At 66.8% G+C, this 11238-nt stretch carries 11 protein-coding genes; 7 read left to right on the forward strand and 4 right to left on the reverse strand.

The window, feature by feature from the left end:
* Positions 1-150: 150 nt before the first annotated feature.
* Genes ACWDUA_RS16145 through ACWDUA_RS16160 form a run of 4 tightly spaced genes read left to right on the forward strand, consistent with a single transcriptional unit; the run spans position 151 to position 5386 of the window.
* A complete protein-coding gene (locus ACWDUA_RS16145; RefSeq protein WP_449752009.1) occupies positions 151-1470 on the forward strand; it encodes an NAD(P)/FAD-dependent oxidoreductase in 1320 nt (439 codons plus the stop codon).
* Between the two features lie 2 nt (positions 1471-1472).
* Complete coding sequence (locus ACWDUA_RS16150; RefSeq protein WP_449752010.1) at positions 1473-1805, forward strand: antibiotic biosynthesis monooxygenase; 333 nt, start codon at positions 1473-1475, stop codon at positions 1803-1805.
* Complete coding sequence (locus tag ACWDUA_RS16155; RefSeq protein WP_449752011.1) at positions 1802-3277, forward strand: APC family permease; 1476 nt, start codon at positions 1802-1804, stop codon at positions 3275-3277. The genes ACWDUA_RS16150 and ACWDUA_RS16155 overlap by 4 nt, the downstream gene beginning before the upstream one ends.
* Before the next feature lie 12 nt (positions 3278-3289).
* On the forward strand, positions 3290-5386 hold the full coding sequence (locus ACWDUA_RS16160) for an SRPBCC family protein (RefSeq protein WP_449752012.1): 2097 nt from the start codon (positions 3290-3292) through the stop codon (positions 5384-5386).
* Positions 5387-5462: 76 nt separating this feature from the next.
* Here ACWDUA_RS16160 and ACWDUA_RS16165 read toward each other — a convergent pair whose 3' ends face one another.
* Positions 5463-6044: a TetR/AcrR family transcriptional regulator gene (locus ACWDUA_RS16165; protein WP_449752013.1), complete on the reverse strand. Its 582-nt coding sequence runs from the start codon at positions 6042-6044 to the stop codon at positions 5463-5465.
* 117 nt (positions 6045-6161) lie between these two features.
* Here ACWDUA_RS16165 and ACWDUA_RS16170 point away from each other — a divergent pair, with 117 nt between their 5' ends.
* Complete coding sequence (locus ACWDUA_RS16170) at positions 6162-7202, forward strand: hypothetical protein (RefSeq protein WP_449752014.1); 1041 nt, start codon at positions 6162-6164, stop codon at positions 7200-7202.
* A 32-nt stretch (positions 7203-7234) separates the two neighbouring features.
* Here ACWDUA_RS16170 and ACWDUA_RS16175 read toward each other — a convergent pair whose 3' ends face one another.
* Positions 7235-7828: a TetR/AcrR family transcriptional regulator gene (locus tag ACWDUA_RS16175; protein ID WP_449752015.1), complete on the reverse strand. Its 594-nt coding sequence runs from the start codon at positions 7826-7828 to the stop codon at positions 7235-7237.
* Positions 7829-8034: 206 nt separating this feature from the next.
* On the opposite strand from ACWDUA_RS16175, the gene ACWDUA_RS16180 reads away from it, so the two are divergent.
* The gene (locus ACWDUA_RS16180) at positions 8035-8349 is read left to right on the forward strand and encodes a hypothetical protein (RefSeq protein WP_449752016.1); all 315 of its coding nucleotides are present in this window, start codon (positions 8035-8037) and stop codon (positions 8347-8349) included.
* 50 nt (positions 8350-8399) lie between these two features.
* Here the strand turns inward: ACWDUA_RS16180 and ACWDUA_RS16185 are convergent, their stop codons facing one another.
* A complete protein-coding gene (locus ACWDUA_RS16185) occupies positions 8400-9170 on the reverse strand; it encodes a TetR/AcrR family transcriptional regulator (RefSeq protein WP_449752017.1) in 771 nt (256 codons plus the stop codon).
* 128 nt (positions 9171-9298) lie between these two features.
* Positions 9299-9862 (reverse strand): winged helix-turn-helix transcriptional regulator, encoded by a 564-nt coding sequence (locus tag ACWDUA_RS16190; RefSeq protein WP_449752018.1) that lies wholly within the window; start codon positions 9860-9862, stop codon positions 9299-9301.
* Positions 9863-9955: 93 nt separating this feature from the next.
* Between ACWDUA_RS16190 and ACWDUA_RS16195 the strand changes: the two genes are divergently transcribed.
* Positions 9956-11164 (forward strand): pyridoxal phosphate-dependent aminotransferase, encoded by a 1209-nt coding sequence (locus tag ACWDUA_RS16195; RefSeq protein ID WP_449752019.1) that lies wholly within the window; start codon positions 9956-9958, stop codon positions 11162-11164.
* The last annotated feature ends 74 nt before the right edge of the window (positions 11165-11238 follow it).

The raw sequence follows: 11238 nt of genomic DNA on the forward strand, positions 1-11238 counted from the left end.
CGCGCCGGATCGTCAGTCGGCGTTCAGATCTCCGACGAACCTGTCGGATTCCTCGGCCCAGCCCTGCACAAAGGCGTGCGGTTCGGACCGGTCCCGTCGCAACGACGCGACCCACCTTCACCGTCTCCTCTGATGGACCAGGAGCCAGCAATGCAACAATTCGACACCGATGTCGTCGTCGTGGGGGGCGGATTCGCCGGCACGGCGATCGCACGAGAACTCAGCCAGAACGGCGTGTCCGTCACGGTCCTCGAAGCACGCGACCGGCTCGGCGGGCGCACGTGGTTCCGCCCGAGTCCGCTCGGGCGCGAGCTCGAGCTCGGCGGCACCTGGGTGCACTGGATCCAGCCCCATGTCTGGGCCGAGATCACCCGCTACCAACTCGACCTCACCACCAGCCCCACGCTGGACACCGCCTACTGGTGCGCCGGTGGCGAACTCCACACCGGTACCGCCGATCAGCTCCTCGACCTGCTCGACGACCCCATGAACGACGTCCTCGCCACGGCACGGGAGGTGTTCCCGCACCCGTACGACCTGCGCGAGCTGTCGGAGAAGGCCAAGCGACTGGACGGGATCAGCATCGCCGAGAAACTCACCGAGCTCGACCTCGATCCGCAACAGCGCGCCGTTCTCGACGGCATGTGGGCGATGAACTTCAGCGGAGATCCCGCGCGGGGCGCTTTCACGCAGGCGCTGCGCTGGGCCGCACTCGCCGGCGGCGACTGGCGCCTACTGTTCGAAGCCTGTGCCACATACAAACTCGCCGGCGGGACGCGCTCGCTCATCGACGCCATCGCGACCGACGCCCGGCGCGCCGACTTCCGGCTGGACACCACCGTGGCCACAGTCGACGAGTCGGCCGACGGGGTGGTGGTGACCTGCACCGACGGCACGCGTCTGCGTGGCCGGCGCGCCGTGCTCACCGTCCCGCTCGACATCGTCAACTCGATCTCGGTGACTCCTCCACTCGGACATGATATTCCGAAGGTGTCCGACGAAGGTCAGACCTCGACCGGCGTCAAGGTGTGGATCCGGGTCAAGGGCGACGTCGATCGACTCGCCGCAATGGCCGACAGCGACTCCGTCCTCAACTTCGTCCAGTACGAATACGCCTGCGACGGGGACAGTCTGCTGGTGGCGTTCGGCCCCCGATCGGGGCTCATCGACCTCACCGACCCGAAAGCGGTGGAGGACGAGCTACACAAGTGGCGACCCGATCTCGAGGTGGTTGCCGTCGATGCACACGACTGGACCGCCGACCCGTTGTCCGGCGAGACCTGGCCGATGCTGTCGACCAACCAGCTCGAGTCCGTCATCGCGATCGCCTCCGACACGTCACGTAAGGTGCGCGTGGCCGGCTCCGACTACGCGGCTGGATGGGCCGGATTCATCGACGGGGCAATCGAATCCGGAATGACAACTGCTCGCCGGATCATCGCGGAGCTGACCACCGGAGGACACGACTGACCATGGGATACTGTGTCGAGTTCGTGCGCTTCACCGTCGAACCATCCGACGTCGACGAGTTCATACAACGCCGTCAGGCCGCGATCACAGAGGTCAAGGCCGCCCACCCGGGCCTGCGGTCGGTCCCGGTGTGCGCCCGGCGTGATGACCGAACATGGCTGGAGGTGTGGATCTACGAAACCCGCGAGGCCGCCGATGCGGCCAACGCGGATGCCGAGAATCTGCCGCAGTTCATGGCCATGGCCGCACTGCTCGGGAACATCGAGATCGAGGCCGCGGAGATGCCGGCGACGGCGATCAGTCCGCTCATCAGCGAAGGAATGGGATCACGGTGAGCAACAACACTTCACACGATGGGTCCGTTCATCCACCGAAGACACTGCGCTGGTATGACGGCTTCATGATGGCAGTCCCGATCGCCAACGGCCTGTTCGTCTCCGTCGGTTATGTGGTGGGTGCACTCGGGGCGATCCCGGCGATCGTCATCTGCGCTCTGCTCTCCGTGATCGCGCTCTGCCAGAACAAGATCTTTGCGGAGATGGCCGCGATGTTCGCCGACAAGGCCGGCGGATTGGCGATGTTCGCCGCGGAGGGCTGGAAGCGGTACTTCGCACCGATCGCACCGATCGCCGCATTCGGCTACTGGTGCGGCTGGGGCCTCGTACTGTCGTTGGTCGGCCTGACCATCGGCCAGCTCGTGACCGCCCAATGGTTCCCCGACTCCTCGTGGACGCTGTTCACCCTCGGCGATGTCGCCTTCGGTATCCCCCACGTCATCTGCGCGATCACGGTGGTGGCCTGCACCGTCGTCAACGTGCTCGGCATTCGCCTCGCGCTGCGGTTCAACCAGGTGATCGGCGTCGCGTTCATCATCGTCCTCATCGCCTTGATCGCCGGCCCGTTTGCATCCGGACAGTGGTCGGGTGCCAATCTCGGCTCACACATCGACGGGGACTGGACCGCGGTCCTGGTGTGGATCTACGTCTGCGCCTGGTCGATCTACGGGTCGGAACTCTGCTCGATCTTCGCACCCGAGTATCGCGACACCACACGCGACACGTCGCGAGCACTGACCTCGATCGCACTGTTCATGGTCGGCGTCTACACACTCGTGCCCGTCGCGACGGCCGGTCAACTCTCCGGCGACGACTTCACCGCCAACCCGATCACCTACGGGATCGTCAGCATCGACCGCATTTCCGGAGGACTCTCGGACGTGGTCACCCTGATCCTGTGTGGCGCGATGTTCCTGAGCATGATCTCCTCGTCGGCCGACGCGGGACGGGCACTGTACGGACTGTCCGAGGAGAAGATGTCGATCCGGCAACTCGGCGTCCTGAACTCACGCGGAATGCCCAGCCGGGCGATCTGGGCGACGATGGTGGTCAATCTCGCCATCCTCGTGTTCGTGGGCAATCCGGTCGCCGTCCTCCTCGCCAGCAACCTCGGATACCTCCTCGCGGTGGTCCTCGCCGTGATCGCCTTCGTGCTCCTCCGCAAGGATCGGCCCGACGCGTCACGCCCGATTCGCCTGCCGCGGATCTGGGTTCCGATCGCCGTCACCGTGGCGTCCTTCAACATCGTCATCCTGGTTGTCGGCGTTCTCAATCCCGGACTGAGCTACGCCGGAGGACCCAAGGAAGTCCTGCTGGGTCTCGCCCTCCTCTTGTTCGGAGTCGTGCTCTACGCCTACCGCCAACTCGTCCAGGACCGCACCGGACTGATACTGCGCGATCGGAGCCACCTGCAGCCATCGGCCACCGGAACCTCCGCCGCACCGGTTCCCCAGCGCGCCACAGACGCCTGAGAGAGGAATTCGATGACCACCATCCCCCACCGGCACCCCGACGACGCGATCGGCGAGTCCTTGACCAGGGGCTGGCAGCTCCCGGCATGGATGTACTCCGACCCGACCCACTACACCGTCGAGAAGCAGAAGATCCTCGACAAGGCGTGGTACTGCGTCGGACGCGAGAACCAGCTCGCCGAAGCCGGGTGCTTCCTGACGGCCGAGATCGGCGATCTGCCGATCGTCGTGGTCCGTGGCCGCGACGGCGCCCTCCACGGACACGTCAACGTGTGCCGCCACCGACTCCATCCGGTGGCCGAGGGCGCCGGATGCCGGCAACTGCTCCAATGCCGCTATCACGGCTGGACATACACCACCGACGGTTCCCTGCGGTCGGCACCGGGCTTACAGGATGAGGACGAATTCGACAGGCAGACAATGGGTCTGCGCCCAGTTCTGGTCGATACCCTGCTCGGCTTCGTCTTCGCCAATCCCGACGTCGGCGCCCCACCGCTGCGCGAGTTCATCGGCGATGCACTCCCCCAGATCGACAGCCTCGACCTCGGCTTCGCCGACTGGGACTTCGGCGGCACCTTCACCTATGACGTGCCGGCCAACTGGAAACTCTTCACGGAGAACGCACTCGAGTGCTATCACTGCCCCCTCGTACACGAGACCACCTTCGCGACGGTCTTCGAGACCGCGCCGCGCGACTACGTGTGCACCGAGTACGGCAATGTCGCGATCCAGGCTGCCCCGGCAACCACACTCGCCGAACGACTTGCCGATCGATCCGCGCTGGACGGCTTCCGCTTCCTCTATCTGTGGCCGGTCACATCACTGTCGGTGGACGACGTCTCGGCCATCGTCGCCCGCGTCGTGCCCCGCGGTCCTCGTGAGGTGCGGTTCGTCGTCGACACCTACGTCCGGCCGGGAACCGACCCCACGGTGCTGAGGAAATGGCTCGACCTGTATGACCAGACCTTTGCCGAGGACAAGGCCGTGGTCGCGGCACAACAGGCGGGCTACGACTGCAATGCGGTACCGCAGGGACGATTGATGACCGGACGCGAATCGACCATAGCGATGTTCCATCGAAGGACATGGGCCGCACTCACCGATGCACCGACGGACGTACCGACCGAATCGACTGGATTGCAGTCGAACCCGATCCTGCCGCCGGTGCCCCCCGGGGAGGTCGAGCTGGCCGTCGAGAGTATGACCACCGTGGCCGAGGAGGTTGTCGAACTCACGCTGCGATCCCCCGGTGGCAACACATTGCCTCGGTGGGAGCCCGGTGCACACATCGAACTCGCCCTGCCGGAGGGCCGGACCCGGCAGTACTCGCTGTGCGGTGACCCCGACGACCAGACCCGCTGGCGGATAGCAGTTCTCCGCGCAGCGGAGTCCCGCGGCGGCTCGACCTTCATCCACGATGAGATCACCACCGGCTCGACGATTCGGGTCAGAGGTCCCCGGAACCATTTCCCGATGCCGGACGCGGAATCGTTCCTCTTCGTCGTCGGAGGGATCGGTATCACGCCGATCATGCCGATGATCACCGAGGCGGAACGGCGAGGGAAGGAATGGACGCTGCTGTACGGCGGCCGGAAGCGGGCTTCGATGGCCTTCTTGTCAGAACTCGAATGCCACGGCGGTCGGGTCACGATCCGCCCCCAGGACACCGACGGCATGCTCGATCTGGAGGCCGCGATCGCCGGCTGCGCACCCGGAACCGTCGTCCTCGCCTGCGGTCCGGGGCCGATGCTGGACGCCCTGGCGGACGCCTGCGCGGCGGACGACCGGGTCGAGTTGCATCTCGAGCGGTTCACCGCGACCCCCACCGATCCCGGTCCCCGAACCGCGTTCTCGGTGGAACTGGCCCGCACCGGAGCCACGGTCGCCGTCGACCCGGACGAGTCGGTCCTCGACGCGGTCCGGGGGGCCGGTGCAGATGTGCGGTCATCGTGCCGGGAAGGGATCTGCGGTTCCTGTGAGACGACGGTGCTCGCCGGCCGGCCGGATCACCGGGACCACGTCCTCACCGACGAGGAGCGCCGACGGAGCGAGACCATGATGATCTGTGTATCCCGTTGCGAAGGAGACCGATTGGTTCTCGACCTGTAGCTCGGGGGACGAGATGGGGCTGCTCTCACACACATGTGGGAGCAGCCCCGTCTCGTGTCTTCCCGACGTCTGCGTCTCACTGATGGCGGCCCCAGTCCACCCACACCGGGAGCGCCACGGCGGTCACGATCGCCTCGATCCGTGCATCCGGCAGGGCCCCGGTGATCAGCAGATCGTGGCGGGCGAGGTCGAACGGGACGGCCAGCAGCCAGTCCGGCAGCGACACGTCGGCGAGCTCGCCCCGCTCCGCGGCGCGTTGTGTGATCGGCCGCACCACGCGCGCCCCGACGTCGAAGAGCATCTGCCGCAACGCATCCGCGGTGCGCTCGTCGACCTCGGCGATCAGTCCGAGCAGGGTGCGGCGGTCGAAGGTGTCGAGGTGGTCGCGGACGGCACCCAGCGCCGCCGACAGGTCCCCCGACAGCGTCCCGGTGTCGGGGATCTCCAGCACGATCCCGCTGATCAGGGTGCGCAGCGCCGCGAACACGAGTTCGGCCTTGGTGGGCCACCGCCGGTACAGCACCGGTTTGCTCGTGCCCGCCGCGGCGGCGACACCCTCGAAGGTGACGCCGGCGTACCCGTGCGCATCGAGTTGTTCCAGGACCGCCCGATGAATGGCCTCCTCGAGCTCCGCGCCGCGACGTCGGGTTCCGGCCACCGTGGTCCTCCGTTCGTCGAATGGGTCTTGTGCAACCTGCGGGAATAGCCTACGTTGGGCGAATAAGAAACGCACCGTATCTAACGGCGATCAGCCGACAACCCCGAGGAATGCGACATGTCCACCACCGACGTCCCCGCACCCGACATCCCGAATGCCGACCTTCCCACCCCTGAGACGGCCCAGACTCCCGACACCACCGAGACCTCGGAGCAGGACCTGCGCCACGTCGTCGGACTCGTGGTGGGTCTCACCATCTTGCTGGGCGTCCTCCTCCTGGCCTTCGCGCTACCCGCGGTCAACACCGGCGCACACGGTATCCAGGTCGGCGTCGTGGCACCGGAAGCCGCTGCCGCACAGCTCGAATCGAAGGCCGACGGCTTCGACTTCAGCCGATACGACGACGCCGACGCGGCACGCACGGCCATCCTCGACCGCAAGATCTACGGCGCCGTCGTCCTCACCCCCGACCGCGGGGTGAACGTGCTGGTGGCCACGGCCGCAAGCGCATCCGCGGCCACCGCGGTCCAGCAGATGGCCGAGCAGGTCGCCGCAGCCAACGGAACCACGGCCACCGTGGAGAACGTGCGCAGCTTCCCGTCCGACGACCCCCGTGGCGCCGGACTGGCCGCCGGGGCCCTACCGATGGCCTTGGGTGGATGGATCGGGGCCGTGGCGATCCTCTTCACCATCCGGACGACACGTCATCGCCTGATCGCCGTCGGCGCCTTCGCCGTGGTTGGCGGTCTGGGCCTGACCGCCACCCTGCAGTTCATCGTGGGCACACTCGACGGGAACTACTGGCTGACCTCCCTGGGCGCCATACTCGGGATCGCCGCCACCGCGATGACGGTCCTGGGTCTGAAGAGTCTGCTCGGCGGCGCCGGCCTGGGGATCGCCGCGGTCCTGCTGATCCTGCTGGGCAACCCGTTGTCGGGGTTGACCAGCGCTCCGGAGATGCTGCCCACACCGTGGGGCGCGATCGGACAGATGCTGCCGCCCGGCGCCACCGGCACCCTGTTGCGTGACATCGCCTTCTTCGACGGAGCGGCCATCGCCCGGCCGCTGCTGGTACTCACCTGCTGGCTGATCGCCGGAAGCCTGATGTTCTGGATCGCCGCACGACGGGACGCCACGACGACACCCGTTACCGCATAACCTCATCTGCGAACACCGTGACCGGCGGAGAGCTAACGGCTCCCGCCGGTCATGTGTGCGTGGAACACCGGGGTGAAGAAGCCCAGCAGCCGATCGACCCAGCCGTCGGCGATCGCACCCGTGCGGGCATGCTCGGCCACCAGCGCACCGACCACGGCATCGACGAGCATCCCGACGAATCGCTCGTCGGCGGTCCGCTCATGGTCACGCGCGAGCAACGCGGTCAATGCCGCGAGATGTACCCGCAGGATGCGCCGGAAGACCTCGGTGAACTGTGGGTCCACCCCGGTCACCAGCGCGGCGATACCGCCGAGCCCGATCCCGTCGAAGATCAGCCCACCGGCGTTCTCGATCACCCACCGCAGCCGCTCCGCGTCGGACTCGCCGACACCCTCCGGATCGGGGACGCCGACGGCGAGCAACGCTGCGGCGAGCATCTCGTCGCGGTCGGAGAATCGGCGATAGATGGTGGTCCGGGCCACACCGGACCTACCGGCCACGCCGTCGATGGTGACCGCAGCCGGCCCCTTCGTCCGCAACAGCTCCAGAGTCGCGGCAGCGATCTTGGCGTCTGCCGTGCCCCGAACCTCGGGCCGGACGGTACCGCCTGTCTGCCGGTCGACCATTGCCGAAACCCCTTGCCCTCGAAACCCCTTGTGCTGCTGCCGCATGCAATTCATGCAGGTTACCGCAGTGCATGTGGACCGATCTAGCGCTACACTATATGTAGCGCTACAGTCAGCGTAGCGGTACGATGGCATGCCCGAGCCGGTCCCGCACCATTGCCGATCACACCCACCGCGCCACCCGCGTCGATCACCGAGGAGTTGTCATGACCACCCAACACAAGTCCGCCCCCGTTCCACCCGCACTGATCGCCTACCTGCTCGCCCTCGTCGGCTTCCTGCTGCTCGGCCTGTTCCTGTTCCAATCCGCATCAGGCGCGGCTTCCGGCGTCATCATCGGACTCGCGATCGGGGCCGGTGTCGCGTTCGTGGCCGCCGCGATCAGCTTCCGCATCCAGGTGAAGCACTCACCGTCGGCCGGACCGGGAACCGCACTGCTCGCGGTGACCACTCCCGAGGAGGAGGCACACGCCGACGCCGTCGCCGAACGCGAGCGTGCTGCGCGCGGAATCCTGAGGTGACCCGCAGACGCGTCCCTGATCCGTTGTCCCCGAACAGGACCCCCGGGCCCCTACGACTGCCGGGCTCCGGCCGGCGTGGGAGTGTCCGGGTCCACCAGGCCCGGGCGCATGGCGTCGGTGTCACACGTGGCCCGGGCACTTGCGTCCCGGTCAGGTGAATCCGGGGTGGCGGCAACAACACACGCGCGGACGACCCCGCTGACCCGACCTGCCGGATCGGCCAGCTCGGCCAGACCACACCGGTCGGCCAGGAGCCCGCCGAGCGTCACGTCGACCATCGCCGCACCGACGGATTCCGCCGAGTACTGTCCCGCCGGATCGAACCAGGTCCACATCCATTGCGCGGCACCGAGGATCTGCATCGTCGCGATATCGGCATCCACCCGGCGGAAGATTCCCGCGGTGATCCCGCGAGCGATCTCATCGCGCACCAACTGCTCGATATCCGCGCGCACCTGACGAATCGCCTGCATCTCGGGATCATCGTCGAGCTGGATGATCTCCCGTTGCGTGGCGACGGTGGCCGCGCGATCGATCACGTGATACCGCACACTCGCGTAGATGACGGCGGCCACGCGATCGGCAGGCGCATCCAGGCGTCGCCAGATCACGTCCACCTCGGCACGTCGACGCGTCACATACTTCTTCTCGAGGTCGCGGAGCATCTGCGCCTTGGTCCCGAAATGATGGACGATGGTGCCCTTCGACATGCCCAACTCTGCGGCGATGTCACCGAGGTTGGTCTGGTCGTAACCCCGTTGGGCGACGTGTGTGATGAAGGTGGCGAGCAGCTCGTCCTTACGTCCGGGTCGACCAGCCATTCCGCCATCCCTCCACTGCACCCGGACCGTACATGCGGTGATCCTAGCGTCGTCGGGTGCACGCCCGGTGCGCACCACCGCCCGGCCCCACCGACGATGCGGCCCTGCCGCCGTCGTCCCTCACCCGCTCAGATCTCCGCGTCGACCTTCCCCAGCACGATCTCCACCGCGGTGTCGACGTCGAGATGCAACTCGGCGTCGGCCTCGGCGACCTCGCCGTCGCGGTACTCGATCTGCCCACCGGCACAAAGGATGTGGAAGGGCGGTTCACCACCGAGGTGCACGTTGACCGTGGCATCGGGCCGACGGTCGGCGATCGCCCGCGCCAGGGGCAGGGCCAGCCAATGGGCGCGGACGGCGTCCTTGCTGCCGCGGTCGCCGAGGCGATCGGTACCCCAATCCGACAATGCGGCGAGAACCGGCCGCAACCGATGACCGTCCTCGGTGAGCTCGTACACCGCGGCACTCGCGCGCGGCGCCATCCGACGTCGCATGAGCACACCGTCGGCCTCCAGATCGCGGAGTCGCGCGGCGAGCACGTCGGTGCTGATGCCAGGGAGATCGGCGAACAGATCGCTGTATCGGCGTGGGCCGCCACATAATTCGCGCACGATCAGCAGATTCCAGCGATCCCCGACGACGTCGAGGGACCGTCCGATGGCGCAGTAGTGCTGATAGCTCCGGCGTGGCATGCTGTCCATCGTAGCGCTTACTTGGATATTCCAAGCAACCACTTGGGCCGACCAAGTAGAATGAGCGCGTCGCCATCCCAGGAAGGAACGTTCATGCAGCTCAAGCAGTCGAGCAAGCTCTCGGGGGTCTCCTATGAGATCCGGGGCCCGGTGGCCGAAACCGCGGCTCGACTGGAGGCCGAGGGGCATCATGTGATGAAGCTCAACACCGGCAATCCGCTCGAGTTCGGTCTCGATGCGCCGCAGGAGATCCTCTCGGACATGGTCCGCACCCTGCCGACCACCACCGGCTACTCCACCTCCAAGGGCCTACTCCAGTCTCGCCGCGCGGTGGCGCAGTACTACCAGACCCGCGGTTTCGACGTGGACGTCGAGCACGTCTTCCTCGGCAACGGCGTCTCCGAGCTGGTCATGATGGCGATGACCGCGCTGCTCGAGAACGGCGACGAAGTCCTCGTCCCCGCACCGGATTTCCCACTCTGGACCGCGGCCACCGCCCTCAACGGCGGCACCCCGGTGCACTATCTGTGCGACGAGCAGTCCGACTGGTACCCCGACCTCGCCGACATGGCTGCCAAGATCACCGACCGCACCCGGGCCATCGTGCTGATCAATCCGAACAATCCCACCGGCGCGGTTTACCCCACCGAGGTGCTCGAGCAGATCCTCGACCTCGCCCGCCGTCACGACCTGATCGTGTTCTCCGACGAGATCTACGACAAGATCCTGTACGACGGTGCCACCCACGTCAGCACCGCGTCGCTGGCACCGGACGTGCTGTGCGTGACTTTCGGCGGCCTGTCCAAGGTGTACCGGTGCGCCGGTCTGCGTTCGGGCTGGATGGCACTGTCGGGCCCGATGGCCGACGCGGAGAGTTACCTCGAGGGCCTGACCATGCTCGCGGGCCTCCGGTTGTGCGCGAATGTTCCCGCACAGCACGCGATCCCCGTGGCCCTGGGTGGCCGGCAGAGCATCTTCGAGCTCACCGCGCCGGGCGGGCGGCTGTACGAGCAGAGCACTCGCGCATGGGAGGCCCTCAACGACATCCCCGGCATCTCCTGCGTCAAACCGAAGGGTGCGCTGTACGCATTCCCGCGCATCGACCGCGAGTACTACCAGATCCACGACGACGAGCGCTTCGTCCTCGATCTGCTGCTGCAGGAGAAGCTGCACATCGTGCAGGGCACCGGCTTCAACTGGCCACACCCCGACCACTTCCGGATCGTCACCCTGCCGCACGCAGACGACCTCGAGGCGATCATCGGACGGATCGGCAAGTTCCTGGCGAACTACAAGCAGTGACTGGACGATTCAGCCGTCGACGCTGCGGAGATTTCGACACGGGTCCTCGCCCTTCGGGCTCGGTCCCGGCTCAA

Source organism: Gordonia sp. NPDC003376, from assembly GCF_053589235.1.